Annotated in this window: 17 protein-coding genes; 13 read left to right on the top strand and 4 right to left on the bottom strand. The window is 32.0% G+C overall.

All coding sequences use genetic code 11. The features are described 5' to 3' along the window. Complete coding sequence (locus tag Q4517_RS01925) at positions 1-1,329, top strand: hypothetical protein (protein ID WP_303505643.1); 1,329 nt, start codon at positions 1-3, stop codon at positions 1,327-1,329. Here the strand turns inward: Q4517_RS01925 and Q4517_RS01920 are convergent. The 3 genes from Q4517_RS01920 to Q4517_RS01910 are packed head-to-tail and all read right to left on the bottom strand — an operon-like array spanning position 1,326 to position 4,096. Next, complete coding sequence (locus tag Q4517_RS01920) at positions 1,326-2,426, bottom strand: DUF3667 domain-containing protein (protein WP_303505640.1); 1,101 nt, start codon at positions 2,424-2,426, stop codon at positions 1,326-1,328. The two genes, Q4517_RS01925 and Q4517_RS01920, sit on opposite strands and share 4 nt — an antisense overlap. Beyond that, positions 2,426-2,812: a Co2+/Mg2+ efflux protein ApaG gene (gene apaG, locus Q4517_RS01915; protein WP_303505638.1), complete on the bottom strand. Its 387-nt coding sequence runs from the start codon at positions 2,810-2,812 to the stop codon at positions 2,426-2,428. The genes Q4517_RS01920 and apaG overlap by 1 nt, the downstream gene beginning before the upstream one ends. Positions 2,813-2,863: 51 nt before the next feature. After that, positions 2,864-4,096 (bottom strand): DUF5103 domain-containing protein, encoded by a 1,233-nt coding sequence (locus Q4517_RS01910; protein WP_303505636.1) that lies wholly within the window; start codon positions 4,094-4,096, stop codon positions 2,864-2,866. A gap of 161 nt (positions 4,097-4,257) precedes the next feature. Here Q4517_RS01910 and Q4517_RS01905 point away from each other — a divergent pair, with 161 nt between their 5' ends. From Q4517_RS01905 to nqrF, 6 genes are all read left to right on the top strand, one after another. Beyond that, positions 4,258-5,610: a Na(+)-translocating NADH-quinone reductase subunit A gene (locus Q4517_RS01905; RefSeq protein ID WP_303505634.1), complete on the top strand. Its 1,353-nt coding sequence runs from the start codon at positions 4,258-4,260 to the stop codon at positions 5,608-5,610. 3 nt (positions 5,611-5,613) lie between these two features. Then, on the top strand, positions 5,614-6,819 hold the full coding sequence (locus Q4517_RS01900; RefSeq protein WP_303505632.1) for an NADH:ubiquinone reductase (Na(+)-transporting) subunit B: 1,206 nt from the start codon (positions 5,614-5,616) through the stop codon (positions 6,817-6,819). A gap of 2 nt (positions 6,820-6,821) precedes the next feature. Then, positions 6,822-7,562, top strand: a complete 741-nt coding sequence (locus tag Q4517_RS01895) for a Na(+)-translocating NADH-quinone reductase subunit C (protein WP_303505630.1) — start codon at positions 6,822-6,824, stop codon at positions 7,560-7,562. 2 nt (positions 7,563-7,564) lie between these two features. Then, positions 7,565-8,209: an NADH:ubiquinone reductase (Na(+)-transporting) subunit D gene (locus Q4517_RS01890; protein WP_047788329.1), complete on the top strand. Its 645-nt coding sequence runs from the start codon at positions 7,565-7,567 to the stop codon at positions 8,207-8,209. An 89-nt stretch (positions 8,210-8,298) separates the two neighbouring features. Next, a complete protein-coding gene (nqrE, locus tag Q4517_RS01885) occupies positions 8,299-9,048 on the top strand; it encodes an NADH:ubiquinone reductase (Na(+)-transporting) subunit E (RefSeq protein ID WP_303505621.1) in 750 nt (249 codons plus the stop codon). Continuing rightward, entirely contained in the window at positions 9,048-10,364 is a 1,317-nt protein-coding gene (gene nqrF / locus Q4517_RS01880) for an NADH:ubiquinone reductase (Na(+)-transporting) subunit F (protein ID WP_303505617.1), read from the top strand. The genes nqrE and nqrF overlap by 1 nt, the downstream gene beginning before the upstream one ends. Positions 10,365-10,465: 101 nt before the next feature. On the opposite strand, the gene Q4517_RS01875 is transcribed toward nqrF, so the two are convergent. Then, positions 10,466-10,927, bottom strand: a complete 462-nt coding sequence (locus Q4517_RS01875) for a Na(+)-translocating NADH-quinone reductase subunit F (protein WP_303505615.1) — start codon at positions 10,925-10,927, stop codon at positions 10,466-10,468. A gap of 68 nt (positions 10,928-10,995) precedes the next feature. Here Q4517_RS01875 and Q4517_RS01870 point away from each other — a divergent pair, with 68 nt between their 5' ends. The 6 genes from Q4517_RS01870 to Q4517_RS01845 all read left to right on the top strand — a co-directional run bounded on the left by Q4517_RS01870 (position 10,996) and on the right by Q4517_RS01845 (position 16,878). Continuing rightward, on the top strand, positions 10,996-12,351 hold the full coding sequence (locus Q4517_RS01870) for a DEAD/DEAH box helicase (RefSeq protein WP_303505613.1): 1,356 nt from the start codon (positions 10,996-10,998) through the stop codon (positions 12,349-12,351). Then, a complete protein-coding gene (locus tag Q4517_RS01865) occupies positions 12,351-12,710 on the top strand; it encodes a Na(+)-translocating NADH-quinone reductase subunit F (protein WP_303505610.1) in 360 nt (119 codons plus the stop codon). The genes Q4517_RS01870 and Q4517_RS01865 overlap by 1 nt, the downstream gene beginning before the upstream one ends. A gap of 427 nt (positions 12,711-13,137) precedes the next feature. Next, complete coding sequence (locus tag Q4517_RS01860; RefSeq protein ID WP_303505608.1) at positions 13,138-13,701, top strand: uracil-DNA glycosylase family protein; 564 nt, start codon at positions 13,138-13,140, stop codon at positions 13,699-13,701. A gap of 62 nt (positions 13,702-13,763) precedes the next feature. After that, positions 13,764-14,963, top strand: a complete 1,200-nt coding sequence (hflX, locus tag Q4517_RS01855; protein ID WP_303505606.1) for a GTPase HflX — start codon at positions 13,764-13,766, stop codon at positions 14,961-14,963. Positions 14,964-15,330: 367 nt separating this feature from the next. Next, a complete protein-coding gene (locus Q4517_RS01850) occupies positions 15,331-16,035 on the top strand; it encodes an energy transducer TonB (RefSeq protein ID WP_303505604.1) in 705 nt (234 codons plus the stop codon). Positions 16,036-16,146: 111 nt separating this feature from the next. After that, positions 16,147-16,878 (top strand): energy transducer TonB, encoded by a 732-nt coding sequence (locus tag Q4517_RS01845; RefSeq protein ID WP_303505602.1) that lies wholly within the window; start codon positions 16,147-16,149, stop codon positions 16,876-16,878. Positions 16,879-16,912 lie beyond the last annotated feature (34 nt).

The raw sequence follows: 16,912 nt of genomic DNA, 5'->3' as shown, positions 1-16,912 counted from the left end.
ATGACAAAAAGAATAGCATATATATTAGTAATCGTATGCTGCATTATAGTTACGGTTGGGTTTTTTAGATATAATCCAACCGTAATTTATGAAAAAAAAGTGCCAACTTCAGCTAAAACTATAGTTTATCTCAATCTTAGAGAAATAGAGTATAATATACTTTGTAGTTTCTTAAAACATCCACTTTCTCAGTTAGACTTCAAGAAATCTACAAGCAAAAAAGAAAAAAAGAAAACAATATGGTTAGATGAGGTAGAAGTGCCTCCTAGTTTGTTTTTTTATACTAATGAACAAGAGTTTAAAAACTTTTTTATTAGTAGCCCAATAGTTGTAAAACAAAATTTTAAAGAAGCTTTAAAAGAAGAAGGATTTGCAGTTAAAAATGTAAGTAAGACAACTGTTTATAGTAAAGGGGTAATAAGTTGTGTAGTGAAAGGTAATTCTTTGCAAGTACTATTGAAAAAACATAAAGGAGCACAAATACTTCCTCAGCTATTATCTAAACTAAATCATGAAAACTACTTTTCTCAAAACGACTTAATCTTAAGGCGGATAAAGGATAGTAAACAGCCAATAGTTATAGGTACTTTGCAAGGAGACTTTTTTGAATTTGCTGCAGATGGAGGTGGTTTAAAGGTTCAAGGAGAGTTAAGTGAAGAGAACAACTTGTTTAAGTCATTTAAAGCAACATCTATAGTTAGTTCAATGCTAAGTATATCAGGTAAGCTAAATACTAAAATAGTAGCAGACAGATTAGATAAAGATTTTAAAGATAAATTTAAAAAACTTACAACACTATCGCTAGATTCTGTCATTAGTAAATGGGATGGAGTAGTAGAAGGGAATCTTACCTCTTTTATAGAAAAATTAGATACGATTGTAACTTATGAATATGATGATGATTTTAATAAGATTGAAAAGAAGGAAGTTCAAAAAACAATAACACCCAAAGTAATTTTAGAAGTTGAAGGAGAGGGTTTATGTAGCTATTTAGAAGAAAAAAAAGCGATTCAGAAAGTAGACAATGAAGACCTATTAACATTAATGCCTTTGTTTACTACTTATAGCTTTTGTGAAGAGAGTGGTTTAAGGTTCACATCAGTAAAGAACCAAAAACTAGTTAAAAAAGCTAACAAAAACAGTAAGTTTTACTTCTTATTTAATGTTGATGACTATCAACAAAAAGACAGAGGTATTTATTCTTTTAAAAACAAATACTTAGATAAAGTAAAAACAATACAGTTGTCAGTAACTAATAACAACCAGTTAGAAGCAGCTGTAGAGTTTAAAAACACTTCAAAAAACTTTTTTTTACAAGTATTAAATTAATACAAAGCAAATGCAGCAAACGATATAGCAACAGATCCAAGCATAGCTAAGATAAAAAACATTGTATTGGCTAGTATGTACTTTATAAACGTCTTAAAATACCCCTGATTGTAAAATCTTTTCATGGCTATAAATAAATAAATCATAAAGAGAAGTAAGAAAACAGGTAAAAAGCTGTTAGAATGCTTAAAAAAGTCTATGATATAAAAAATAGAAAAGAGAAGGAAGAGTACGGTTTGTACATGAAATACAAAGACTAGGTGTTCTACATAAGTATACTTCTTTCTCATGTAAATAAATTTTAAAAATAAAGTAAATAAAGGGAGTAGTATAAAAAGTGCAATAGAAGAGTACGATAACACTTGACGAAAAAACTTCTTAGCTTCATCTCTATCTAAAAAAATTGAATTAAAAACTTTTGCGCGGGAATACCAAAAACGATTACTAAAATTTCTCTTTACTTGTAAGCTATCCAAAGCAGCATCAATAGAGACTTTAGGATGTCCTTTTTGAAATTTCATAAATTTTACGATGTCAAAAGAATTACCGAGATCAGATTTAACTGTTTCTAGTTCTGTGTTATATGAAACCTTGGTGGAGTCAGTTTTAGCTTTTGTTTGTTCAGCTTTAATAGGATCCTGTTCTTCAAGTTGTTTAAAAACAACATTTTGTATAGAGTCCAAATCTACTTGAATAGCCTCAGTATCGTTGTTGTTTAGTTTGATTTTTGACGATCTACCAATTCTTAATTCTTCGAATTTTTTATAACTATCGGTTAAGCTAATAATTAAGAAAAAAATAATAGAAGTAGCTAAATAGAATCGAAATGGATTCGTGTATTTAATTCTTTTTCCTTCAATATAATCTTTTGAGACTTTTCCTGGGCTTATTAGTAAAGGGATAAGAGTTCGCCAAAACTTAGTGTCTAAAGAGAAAAAACCAGCAAAAAGTTCTCGAAGAAAAATACTTAAAGTGATTTTTTTACCTCTGTTTTTTTGCCCACATTCAGGGCAAAAATTTTCATTATTAGTAAAAGGGCATCCACAGTTTAAACAGTTGGTATCTCTAACAACTGGAACTTTGTTTTTTTTAATCATTAGTTTAAAATAGAAGTGGTAGTTAATTGAAAAGTAGGAATAATTACTAGGAATTCTTCAAGTGTTTCTGTGTTAATCATTTTGTAATTGCCTCCCATAGCACCCGTAGTAGAAAGTAAAAAGCAATTAGATCTGTAATTATAAATGTCGTTAGGTTTTAAGATGGGGGTTTCGCCAACAACACCTTCTCCCTCTACGTATTCAGTACTGTTAAGAGCATCAAAAATAACCCAAAAACGCTCAAGTAATTTTACAGTTTCTTTCGAGCTATTTTCTATAGAAACATAATAACTATAAGCATAATACTGCCGATGTCCTCTGTAAACAGAGCCTTTAAAAGATGTTTTTACAGAGATTTTAATGCCTTTTGTAACTTGCTGAAACATATGATAAAGATAGTTCTTTTTCAGTTTTTAGTCAATGTTTCTATAGATACCTTACTTATTTTGGTTAAAAAAGCCATAACCTACACCAATTACTCTGTCGTAAATTTCACCAAAAGGTTTGTAGTAAACAATCACGGTGTATTCATTTTCAGTTTGGTAAAAAGAACCATCAATCTCATGTAAGTCAATGTTTTTGCTGTTGTCTAAGGTAGTATAACTGTAGTTGTAAAACCCCTGTTTAAAAGGAAGTGTGGCTGTGTAAATTTTTTTAGAGGTGTTATAAGTCATTTTATTTTCTTCAGACAATTCGTAATCGTTAAAAGCACCATAAACAAAAATTTCTTTGTTCTCGTAAGGTTCAAAAGCATCTAAAGAAAAATGAACTAAAGAATAATCAGCTTCAGTATTGTCTCTATTGTCAATAACATCACGTTCAGTGGTTCTTACAACAAATTGTCCGTTAATATCAGGGTTGTAAGTATATGTTTTATCAACTCTAGGTTCGTCTGTGTAAAGGTAGCTGTGATACAGGTTTTTACGTTCTACTCTGGCAACATTTAAACTTGAGTTTCGTATAAATTTAGTGTCAAAATTTAAAAATTCATTTCCTCCCCAAAAATTAGTTTTAACTGTATGGTTGTATAACAATTGCTGAGGTTTGATAAAAACAGGCTGAAGATTGGTGAGAGCAGTGTTCCAATTGTGATTCTGAAATAACGTAACATTAATTTCTTGAGAAGGAGTGTTTATTTGTAAACCAGGGTGGTTTACAGAGAATTGGACTGTTTGTTGTTGGTTAGTTGTTGTAGCATTTCTACTTCTAAAAACGGCAACACCTACTGTGGTAATGTCTTCGTAAAATACACAACGCCTTGTAAAAACAACTTCGTAGTTTTCATCAATAACAGAAATTAAATAATTACCGCTTTTGGTGATAATTGTGTTTTGATTTGGGATTTCTACTGAATAATGAGTGTAGGGTTGTAGTGTGTTAAAAGAATTGGTAAAATTAATGATTTCATTTTGTTCAAAACCTTCAATGTATTGGTTGCTAGTTATTGAACTAGGTTTCCAATCATGAGTCATGTGTTCAACTTTGTATTGGTACTGTTTGCTATCAGCATTTAAATCATCAAAAGATAATTTTAAAACATCACCTAAACGAACAATTGGAGCATAAAAATTGGGATTATTTTTAGGACGTAGTTGTACTGTTTTTACATTTTGAGCAAAGGTTGAAACAACTAGTAAAAAGGTAATTATAGAGAGTTTTGTTTTTATCATGATATAACAAAAGTATCAAAATATAAGCCAAAGACAAGGTTTTTATTTAGAATAAATATAAATAATGTTGTTTTTTAAAGATAAGAAAGGTTTTGTTCTGCAAAGGGGTGCAAAATTTTTAAATTTGCGTGTTTTTAAGAAAATCAAATTAATCAGTTCCTATGTCAAAAGACATCCGTATTAAGAAGGGCTTGGATATCAAGCTAGTTGGCGAGGCAGAACAGATAACTACCGAACTTCAATCAGGTAGTATGTTTGCAGTAAAGCCAGATGATTTTCACGGCGTTATTCCTAAAATTTTAGCAAGAGAAGGTACAGAAGTAAAAGCAGGTGAAGCACTTTTTTATTCAAAAAGTGATGAGCGTATTTTATTCCCAAGTCCTGTTAGTGGTAAAGTTACAGAAATCGTTCGTGGAGCACGAAGAAAAGTTTTAGCAATTAAAATCACTGCTGATGCACAGCAGGCATACAAAGATTTTGGTAAAAAAGATGTAGACGCAATGTCTGGAGAAGAGGTTAAAAACCACTTGTTTGCTTCAGGTTGTTGGCCGTTTGTAAGACAACGTCCGTACGACGTGGTTGCAAACCCTAATCAAACACCAAAAGCAATCTTTGTATCAGCCTACGCAAGTGCACCTTTAGCAGCAGATTATGATTATGCGTTAAAAGGCAAAGAAGCAGAATTACAAACTGCTTTAACAGCATTAACCAAATTAACAGCAGGTAAAGTACATGTTTCTGTAGCTAAAAACTCAACATTATCACCATTTAAAGATGTGAAAGGAGTTGAGCTACATAAGGTTTCAGGGCCACATCCAGTAGGAAATGTAAGTACTCAAATAGCACAAATAGACCCTATTAACAAAGGAGAAGTTGTATGGGTGGTTACACCTCAAGACTTAGTTGTTATGGGGGAATTGCTATTAACAGGAAAGTTTAATATTACTCGTACGGTTGCTTTAGCAGGATCTAAATTTAACAAACCACAGTATGTAACTGCAAAAGCAGGAGCTCACATTGCTGATGTTGTTAAAGGAAATTTAGATGTTAAAAACGCTCGTGTAATTAGCGGAAATGTGTTAAGCGGTTCAGAAGTTGGTGAAGATGGTTTCTTAGGATACTATGATAACTTGATTACTGCTATTCCTGAAGGAGATGATTATGAATTATTTGGATGGAATAAACCAGTTTTTAATAAAATATCTACTTCTAGAGCATTAACATTTTCTTGGTTAAATCCAAAAAAATCATACGATTTAAATACCAATACTAACGGAGAGCATAGAGCATTTGTAGTAACTGGTTCGTATGAAGAGATTTTTCCATTAGATATCTATCCGATGCAATTATTAAAAGCTTGTATGTATAAAGATCTTGACGAAATGGAAGGATTAGGAGCTTATGAAATTGCACCAGAAGATTTTGCGTTAACAGAATTTATTTGTGTATCGAAACAACCTCACCAAAAAATAATTCGTGAAGGATTAGATTTAATGAGAGAAGAATTAGGATAAGATATGGGCTTAAAACAAAACTTACATAATTTAAAAAAGAAGTATGAAGGGACTAAAATGGCTCCGCTATTTAATGGTTTTCATACGTTCTTATATATGCCGAATGAGACTACTCATGGAGGAACTCACATTAAGTCGGCAGATGATCTTAAACGTACAATGAATACAGTAATCATGGCATTAGTGCCATGTTTAATATTTGGTATGTTTAATGCAGGATATCAGCATAATCTTCAAATAGAAGCTGTTTCAAACGCAACAGGTTTCTTTTCAGGAGAATTTTGGAATATGAGTAACTTCCTAATAGGTTTAGTTAAAATATTACCATTAGTAATTGTTTCATATGCCGTTGGTTTAGCAATAGAATTTGTTTTTTGTATAATCAAAGGACATGAGATAGAAGAAGGGTACTTAGTAACAGGAATGTTAGTTCCGTTAATTGTACCTGTAGATTTACCTTTATGGATGTTAGCAGTAGCAGTAGCATTTGGAGTTATAATTGGTAAAGAAGTATTTGGAGGAACTGGGATGAATATCTTAAACCCAGCCTTAACAATTCGTGCATTCTTATTCTTCGCATATCCAACTTGGATGTCTGGAGATAAAGTATGGGTTCAAGGAGCTGTAGAAGCTGCAGGAACTGCAGATGCTATTTCAGGTGAAACTATTTTAGGAAGTTTAGCACAATCACAACCGTTAAATCATTCAGTTTCTGATATGTTCTTCGGATTTATTCCAGGTTCAGTAGGAGAAACATCAACATTATTAATTTTATTAGGAGCTTTATTCTTAATCTTTACAAAGATTGGAAGCTGGAGAATTATGCTGTCTGCAGTTATTGGAGCCTTAGTAATGGGATTCATCTTTAACCAGGTAGTTGATATGGGATGGATTGGTGAAACAAGTAAGTTTTACGGATTAATGAGTTTAGATTTCTGGAAGCATTTATTAATTGGAGGTTTTGCATTTGGTGCAGTATACATGGCTACTGATCCAGTAACAGCATCACAAACCAACAAAGGAAAATGGATTTACGGATTCTTAATAGGGTTTATTTCAATTATGATTCGTGTATTTAACCCAGCATACCCAGAAGGAGTAATGTTAGCAATCTTATTAATGAATGTATTTGCTCCAACAATTGATCATTACGTAGTTCAAGGGAATGTTAAGAGAAGATTAAAACGTTTAAAAGCTAAAACTGCCTAATTATGAGTAAGAAGACAGATAGTAATTTATATACGGTACTTTTCGCCATAGGAATGGTGTTAGTAGTAGGTGCGTTGTTAGCTTTTACAGCGTCATCACTCCGCCCAACAATCGATGCTAATAAACGTATCGAGAAGCAACAAAACATTTTGTATGCTATGGGGGTAAACGAAAATGATGAAACAAGTGTTGAATTTGTTTCAAAAGATAAAGTAGCAGAAGAGTTTGGTAAGTACATCAAAAAGCAATTAGTAATTGAAGGAGCTAATGTTTCTGAAGATGCTAAAGCATATTTAATAGATGTAAAGAAACAACAAACAGCAGCTAAAGAAGGTAAAACAAGAAAATTACCATTATTTGTTGGAGAAAAAGAAGGTAAAACTTTCTATATCGCACCAATTAGAGGTAAAGGTCTTTGGGATGCTATTTGGGGTTATGTTGCAATGGATAAAAATATGGTAGTTCAAGGAGTTTTCTTTGATCATAAAGGAGAAACCCCAGGTTTAGGAGCTAACATTAAGCAACGTTATTTTATGGACGATTTTATTGGAGAAGATTTAATGAGTAACGGTTCTTTTAAAGGAATTACAGTTTCTAAATCGAACAATGATCCAAAGAATGAAGATAAAAATGATAACGAGGTAGATGCAATTGCAGGAGCAACTATTACAGGTGACGGAGTAGCTGCAATGATTAAATCTGAACTAGGTTTATACGTACCTTACTTTAAAACATTAAAATAAATATGGGACTTTTATCAAAAAAAGACGCAGCATTAATTACTGATCCATTAGCAGATAATAATCCAATTACAATTCAGGTATTAGGTATTTGTTCTGCATTAGCAATTACAGCAGAGTTAAAAGCTTCTATTGTAATGTCTATATCGGTGTTATTTGTATTAGGAGTAGGAAATGTAGTAATCTCGTTAATGAGAAATATTATTCCATCAAAAATTAGAATTATTGTACAGTTAATCGTAGTAGCTACCTTAGTAATTATTGTAGACCAAGTGTTAAAAGCATTTGCATACGATTTAAGTAAAACCTTATCAGTATTTATTGGGTTAATTATTACTAACTGTATTATTATGGGACGTTTTGAAGCATTTGCTTTAGGTAACGGGCCATGGAGGTCGTTCTTAGACGGAATAGGAAATGCTTTAGGATACGCAGTAATCTTAATTATTGTAGGATTTTTTAGAGAATTATTAGGTTCAGGTACTTTATTAGGATTTAAAGTATTAGGAGATCCTATTGAAAAAACAGGATTGTATGCTTTAGGATATGAAAATAACGGATTTATGTTATTATCACCAATGGCATTAATCGTTGTAGGTATTATTATTTGGGTACAACGTACAAGAAATAAAGCACTAGTAGAAGATTAAAATAGTAAAGAGACGTTAGATATGAGAATTGAGATGCTATCAATAAATAAACTCAATACTAACTACTCAATACTCAATACTATAAAAATATGGAACATATAGAATTATTTTTTAAATCGATATTTATAGATAACATGGTATTTGCTACCTTCTTAGGAATGTGTTCATACCTTGCAGTATCTAAAAAAGTATCAACAGCCGTAGGTTTAGGAGCTGCAGTAATCTTTGTATTAGCAGTAACAGTACCAGTAAACTGGTTGTTAGATCAATACTTATTACAACCTGGAGCTTTAAAATGGTTAGGAACTGAGTATGCAGACTATGATTTAAGTTTCTTATCATTCATCATGTTTATTGCAACGATTGCAACTATGGTACAATTGGTAGAGATTATTGTAGAAAAATTCGCACCAGCATTATATAACTCTTTAGGTATTTTTTTACCATTAATTGCAGTAAACTGTGCAATTTTAGGAGGGTCTTTATTTATGCAATCACGTGAAATTCCAACATTAGGATTATCATTTACGTATGGTGTTGGTTCGGGTATCGGATGGTTCTTGGCAATTTTAGCAATTGCAGCGATTCGTGAAAAAATCAGATATTCATCTGTGCCACCAGCATTAAGAGGATTGGGAATTACATTCATTATTACAGGTTTAATGGCTATCGGATTTATGAGTTTCGGTGGAATGTTAACAGGAGGTGATGATGCAGGTAAAAAAGAAGAAACTGCTGAAGTTAAGGTTGAAAAGAAAGAAGTAGAAGAAAAGGCTGTTGAGTCAACTCAAGAGAAAGCAGAAGAATTAGCTAATAACACTAAAGAAATTACACAATAATGGTATTTTTAGAAGTAAGCACAGGAGGAACAGTTGCTATTACAGTATTAGCGTTTTTAGCGGTACTTTTAGTTTTAGTAGCCTTATTATTATTTGTAAAACAAAAGTTAGCACCATCTGGACCTGTAAAAATTACAATCAATGGTGAAAAAACAATTGAAGTATCATCAGGAGGAACTTTATTATCTACCTTAGGTAATGAAAAAATCTTCTTACCATCAGCATGTGGTGGAGGTGGTTCTTGTGTACAGTGTGAGTGTCACGTAAACTCTGGTGGAGGTGAAGCTTTACCAACAGAAACGCCTCACTTTACACGTAAAGAATTACAACATGGGATTCGTTTAGCATGTCAAGTAAAGGTAAAGCAAGATATGGATATCTCTATTCCAGAAGAAATTTTTGGAATTAAGAAATGGGAAGCAACTGTAGTACGTAACTATAACGTAGCAACCTTTATTAAGGAATTTGTAGTTGAGATTCCAGAAGAAATGGATTATAAAGCAGGTGGGTATATTCAAATTGAAATACCACCATGTGAAGTAAAATATGCTGATATGGATATTTCTGCACATCCACAAGATCATCCTGGTGAACCAGATAAATTTGAGGCTGATTGGGATAAATTTAACCTAAGGCCATTAGTAATGAAGAATGAAGAAACTGTAGAGAGAGCATACTCTATGGCTTCTTACCCAGCAGAAGGAAGAGAAATCATGTTAAATGTTCGTGTAGCAACACCTCCTTTCGACCGTGCTAAAGGTGGATGGATGGATGTAAATCCAGGGGTAGCATCTTCGTATATTTTTAATCAAAAGCCAGGAGATAAAGTAACTATTTCTGGACCTTATGGTGAATTCTTTATTAACGAGTCTGATGCAGAGATGTTATATGTAGGTGGTGGAGCAGGTATGGCACCAATGCGTTCACATATTTATCATTTATTTAGAACTTTAAAGACTGGTAGAAAAGTAACATACTGGTATGGAGGTCGTTCTAAAGCAGAATTATTCTATATTCACTATTTTAGAGCGTTAGAAAAAGACTTTCCAAACTTTAAATTCTACTTGGCATTATCTGAGCCATTAGAAGAAGATAACTGGAAGGTTAAAAAAGATATTAATGATGAAAACGGAGATGGTTTTGTTGGATTTATTCACCAAGTTGTAATAGACCAATATTTATCTAAACATGAAAGTCCTGAGGATTTAGAATTATATTTCTGTGGACCACCATTAATGAACAAAGCAGTACAAAAAATGGGTGAAGATTTTGGTCTAGATGACGAAAACATTCGTTTTGATGACTTTGGAGGATAGACACTTCGTGTTTAATACATTATATAAAAAACCGATACAAATTTGTATCGGTTTTTATATTTTGAAAAGAAAAGAATAATGTGCTAAGCCAGTTAAGAGTTCTATTGATAAATTACATCAAACGTATAAATAGGACTATTTTTTTCATATTCAAAAACTTTAGCATAGTCCATAACGTCAGGTATATCTTCAAGCTTAGATAAATGTGCTACAACAGCACATAAGCCATTAAACAGTCTTTCCTTATTGGTAGGGTTCTTAGGTTTTGGATTGTAGTGACATAATGGAACAGTAAAACCACATGTTTCTAAAAATACTTTCTCAATGTGTAGTAATTCAAGCGGAGTGTAACCATTAAACTTTCTGCCCAAATTTTGGTGTACCCTACCCACATAGCTTAACCTCAATGAACCATGACCATTTGTTAAATGTTTCCAGCTATCTCGGTTATCTAAAATATTACCAACTGCGCATGCCGAACAACATTCAGGATTCAATTCATCGTTATGAAAAGCATTATAAAGCTTAATAAGCGCCTGTTCTAGTCGTTTTGGTATTTCCATAATCAAAAAGAATTAACTCCTTTAAATATACAAAATATTGGTTGTACCTTTGCATCAAATTATTGTTAATGACAACTTTTCAAGATTTAGACTTATCAAATCCACTACGAAATTCAATTGAAGAATTAGGTTTTGTACATCCAACACCTATTCAAGAACAAGCATTTCCTGTAATCCGATCAGGAAAAGACGTGGTTGGTATTGCGCAAACTGGTACTGGTAAAACCTTTGGGTACTTATTGCCAATATTACGCGATTTAAAGTTTTCTAAACAACAACATCCAAGAGTGTTAATTTTAGTACCTACTCGTGAGTTGGTAGTACAAGTTGTTGAAGAAATTGAAAAGCTATCAAAATATATAACACTACGAGCTATTGGAGTTTACGGAGGTGTAAACTTAAACCGTCATAAAGAAGCAGTAATGCAAGGTTCAGATATTATTGTTGCTACACCTGGGCGTTTATATGACTTAGCATTAAGTAAAGTGTTGAAGCTAAAATCTATTCAGAAGTTGGTAATTGATGAAGTAGATGTGATGCTCGATTTAGGATTCCGTTTTCAATTATTAAACATTTTCGATTTATTGCCACAACGACGTCAAAATATCATGTTTTCAGCAACGATGACAGAAGATGTAGAGGCATTAATTGATGATTTTTTTATTGCGCCGCATAAAATAGCGATAGCAGTGAGTGGAACACCATTAGATAACATTCAGCAAACAAGTTATGATGTTCCAAATTTTTATACAAAAGTTAACCTGTTAAACTATTTATTATTTGATAAATCTGAGTTTAGTAAGGTATTGGTGTTTGCGCCAAATAAACGAAATGCAGATAGGTTGTTTGATTGTGTTGCAGAAGAATATCCGTCTCAAGCTTGTGTTATTCACTCAAACAAAACGCAGAACTATCGTTTACGCTCTATTGAGCAGTTTAATCAAGGAGAAAAACGAATTTTAATTGCTACTGATGTTATAGCGCGTGGACTTGATTTAGAAGGGGTTACGCATGTGGTTAATTTTAATGCACCACATTTTCCTGAAAATTATATGCATAGAATAGGTCGTACTGGTCGTGCTGAGCGTGAAGGAAAAGCCATTTTATTTGCGACAGAAAAAGAACAGGAAGCTAAACAACGAATTGAGGAATTGATGGATTATGAGATTCCGAAGTTAGAAATTCCAGAGCAGGTTGAAATCTCAAAAGAGCTAACAGAAGAAGAGCGTCCAAAAGAAGGTGGAGAAGTTAATAAGAATAGAACGTCTCAAGAGTATATTCCAGGGCCCGCTTTTCACGAGAAAAAAGAAAAGAATAAAAAAACAAATCAAGGAGGTTCATACCGAAGAGAAATTGCGAAGAAGTATAAAAAGCCTAAAACAAGAGGTGATAAAAACTATAACAAACGCAATAAGAAAAAATAATGCAAGCACTTACAGAACAAGAACTTCATAATTTAGGGATGAATATCGTAGGTACAAAACTACAAGAAATGGGGTATGAGTTTATTGCTGTTAATAGTGAGTTGAAAAAGCATCCACAGTTCGTATTGTATAAAAAAGGAGAGCCTACCATTTTTGTATTGGTAAAAACGACAAATAATATACAATCGCCACAAGAATATGATGTGTTGTGGATGGAAACATTTAAAAAACATGCCGAAAAACAAAACGCTAATGTTTGGTATGCAGGTGTAGGAATAGCAAATGCTGAAAGTGTTGATTTACCTGTTTTTAAAGACAAACCTTACTACATTGCTTTCGATGATTTTATAAAGTTTTAAAAAGAGCTATTCTATATTCCTAAAAAAGGAATAGATCTACTTTGATTTTCTTCCAAATTAAAACACCTTTTATAGTAGTAGAGGTGGTTTTTTCTATAATTACTGAAATTTTAATTACCCTTTTCACTGATTGAAAAAGAGTGGTTTAAATAGACTGAAAAGGGTAAAAAACCTTTTAACTATCAAGTAGTTGTGTATTAATTTTACCACACGGAAATTAATAAAATAACTAGAAGAATGAAAAAAGAACTACTAATCAAAAAGGGAAAAAAATTAATGAAATCTTTTTTAATGTTTTTATCAGATTTAGGTAATGCCGCAAGCTATGCAATCAATAATTAAGATTTACAATAATTAAAGTTAAAAAAAACACTCGTTTTACAATGTAATCGAGTGTTTTTTTATACATAAATAGTAACTTTACGGTGTGGAGAATCTTTTACGAAAAATAAAGGAATGTAAAATTTGTGAGGAACACATAGAGCCCAACCCTGTAGCTTTTGCTAGTAAAAAGTCAAAAATTATTATTGTAGGTCAAGCACCAGGAACCAAAGTGCATCAATCAGGAATCCCTTGGGATGATGCCAGCGGTAAGCAGCTTAGAAAATGGTTAAATGTTACTGATGAGGAGTTCTATAATACAAATAACTTTGGAATAATTCCAATGGGTTTTTGTTACCCAGGAAAAGGGAAAACAGGAGACTTACCGCCAAGAAAAGAGTGTGCACCACAATGGCATCAGCCTCTATTAAAAGAAATATCAGAAGTTAAATTGATTATTTTAATAGGAATGTATGCACAAAACTATTACTTAAAAGAAAAAACAAAAAGAACACTCACAGAAACAGTGAACACTTTTGAAGAATACTTGCCTAACTATTTTGTATTACCGCATCCATCACCAAGAAACCGATTTTGGTTAACCAAAAACCGATGGTTTGAAAAAGATGTTTTACCAGTATTGAAAAGCACAGTAAAAAAGCTATTATAGCGATTTTAATACGATAAGAAAGTTAAACAACATACGTTGATAAATTTGTACTTTTGCAAGGTATGATAGAAACACGAGAAGCCATATCAGAAAAAACGGTTTTAATAGGTATTATAACCCAACATCAAGATGAAAAGCAATCAGAAGAATATTTGGATGAACTAGAGTTTTTGACACTTACAGCTGGAGGAGTAGCTGTGAAACGATTTGTTCAAAAACTAGATAAACCACATCCAAAAACGTTTATAGGAACAGGGAAGCTAGAAGATGTAAAAGCGTATATAGAGTCCAATGAAATAGGAACAGCCATTTTTGATGACGAACTATCGCCAGCACAACTTAGAAATATTGAACGTTATCTAGACTGTAAGATTTTAGATAGAACCAACTTAATTCTTGATATTTTTGCTAGTAGAGCGCAGACAAGTTCAGCAAAAGCACAGGTTGAGTTAGCACAATATCAATATTTATTACCTCGATTAACACGAATGTGGACACACCTTGATAAGCAAAAAGGAGGGATAGGTATGCGTGGTCCAGGGGAAACAGAAATAGAAACTGACCGTCGTATTATTCGTGATAAAATATCTTTGTTAAAAAAGAAATTAACAACTATTGACAAACAAATGTCAGTACAACGTAAAAACCGTGGAAAAATGGTGCGTGTTGCTTTAGTTGGGTATACCAATGTTGGAAAATCTACCTTGATGAATGTAGTTAGTAAAAGTGAGGTCTTTGCAGAAAACAAGTTATTTGCAACGCTTGATACTACAGTTAGAAAAGTAGTTATAAAGAATATTCCTTTTTTAATGACGGATACTGTTGGGTTTATTAGAAAATTACCAACTCAGCTGGTAGAGTCATTTAAATCTACCTTAGATGAAGTACGTGAAGCCGATTTATTATTACATGTCGTAGATATATCACACCCAAATTTTGAAGATCATATAGCTTCTGTAAATAAGATTTTGGATGAAATTGATAGTAAAGACAAGCCTACGGTTATGGTGTTTAATAAAATAGATGCGTATACCCATGAAACTATTGATGAAGATGATTTAATTACAGAAAAAACAAAAGAGCATTATACACTAGAAGATTGGAAAAGAACGTGGATGAATGACTTAGAAACTGAAAGCATTTTTATTTCAGCCTTGAATAAAGATAATTTAGAAAATTTTAAAGAGAAAGCGTATGAAGAAGTAAAGAAAATACATATTCAACGTTTTCCTTATAATGATTTCTTATATCAAGAGTATTAGTTTTTTACAGTATAAAAACACAACAATAACTTAAAAATAGCTTAAAGAATTATAATTTTAAGTTCTTTTTTGTTATATTTATAACCCCTAACATAGTTTTTTCTATGTTTTATAAAGGATTGTAAATTAATGTTTTTAACCATTTTATCCCCCTGAAAATGAAAAATAATAAAACTTCACAAACAAAATCTAGACGATTTTATTTAGATCAATCAGCTAATAAGAAAGTATAACTTTTACTCTAGTAATTCAATTTTATTTAACCAGCCAACTTAACAAGTATTCATAAAGTTTTAAGTGCAGAAATTTAAAGCTATATGAAATGACCACTTTTTTTTGAGTTACCATGTGTTAATCTGAATAGATCATGATGAAAAATATAATTATACTCTTGTTAATGTGTTGTGGTTTTCAATTTGCTACAGCACAAGAGAAGTGTACATCTGAAAATCCTCATTCAGTAGATGTAAACATAGTTGATAAATGTTTAATAGAAAAAAAGGTAGATAAGAATGATGAGGGAACTCCTGTTGTAACTACAATCTCTAGTAGAAGACACTTAAGAAAACGTGTTTACTTTGAAAAAGTTATTAGCTTAGCTAATGATATAAAAGCAAATCAAGTTAAGTTGATGAAAATAACTAATGATTTAGCGATGTGCCGTTTGTACAATATTACTCCAATTACAAAAGTAATAAAGAAAAAAGCTGTTTCTTTTGATGTGGTTGATGAAATTCCTGTGTTTTTGTCGTGTACAAATCCTTTAATAGATAAGGTAGATTGTTTTAATTATGAAATGCAAAATCATATAATTAATACATTGGTATATCCAAATGAAGCCTTAGATAAGGGGATAGAGGGAGAGGTACTAGTAAGCTTTGTAATTGACGAAGCTGGTAAGGTAACAGATATTAAAACGGAAGGAGTAGATGTACATGAACTCTTAAAAGAAGAAGCTAAAAGAATTGTGTTATTACTACCTAATTTTACTCCAGGAAAACAGCAAGGTAAAAACACAAAAGTAGCGTATAGTTTTCCCATGAATTTTAGCTTAAATAGCTCTGAAGATTAGAGTGTTAAAATAATTTAATTTCTATAAAAAAAAGAATACCTTTGCACGCCATATTTTTCACAAATAAAAACTTAGAATTAGTTTATTGGAAAAATGTTAAACCCCTTAGGTATGAGAAAAGTTATTTTAGTAATAACAATATTTTGTTTTTATGCTACGAATGTTGTATCACAACGTGAAGTATGTGAAACTCCAGAAGAGTCTTTAGACTTAAACAGTATTACAAAATGTACTATAGCCCCAAAAAGTAAAAAGAACAAAGGGACACGACAAATTTCTGTAAAAGTATCGGCTAATAGAAGGTATTTAAAAAAGAGAGAAATCTCAAAAAAGAAAGCGGTTTCAAATGCTGCTGAATTGTCAGGAGCTGGAACAGCAGCAGTAGAGGGTACAACTAACCAAACAGAATTAAACCAATCGTTAACTTTAAAGAACAATCTTGAAGATATAACAAGTAAACTATCAGCAGAAGAAGTAAGAAAAGCTGAAAAATTTACTACAGTTGATAGAATACCTTTGTTTTCTGCATGCAAAAAAGCAAAGAAAAATGAAAGGTTAGATTGTTTTAATGTTGAAATGGTAAAGCATATTCAAAAACATTTCAAATACCCTAGTCAAGCGGTAAAAGAATCTATTCAAGGAGAAGTTTGGGTACGCTTTATTATTGACAAGAATGGTCAGGTTAAGAATATTAAAACCTTAGGGCCTAAAAATGGTGGATTACTAAACAATGAAGCTGTTCGAGTAGTATCTCAACTACCACAGTTTATACCTGCTAAAAAGTCAGGAGATCAAACTTCAGTAAAATACGGATTTCCTATTATGTTTGCTCTTGATGAGTAAATAAATCACAAGTAACTTAATACAAATCAATTAA

Origin of the sequence: Tenacibaculum sp. 1_MG-2023, assembly GCF_030547425.1 — a bacterium.
In the GTDB taxonomy this organism is placed as follows: domain Bacteria; phylum Bacteroidota; class Bacteroidia; order Flavobacteriales; family Flavobacteriaceae; genus Polaribacter.
This window is presented reverse-complemented; position numbering and strand designations above follow the sequence as displayed.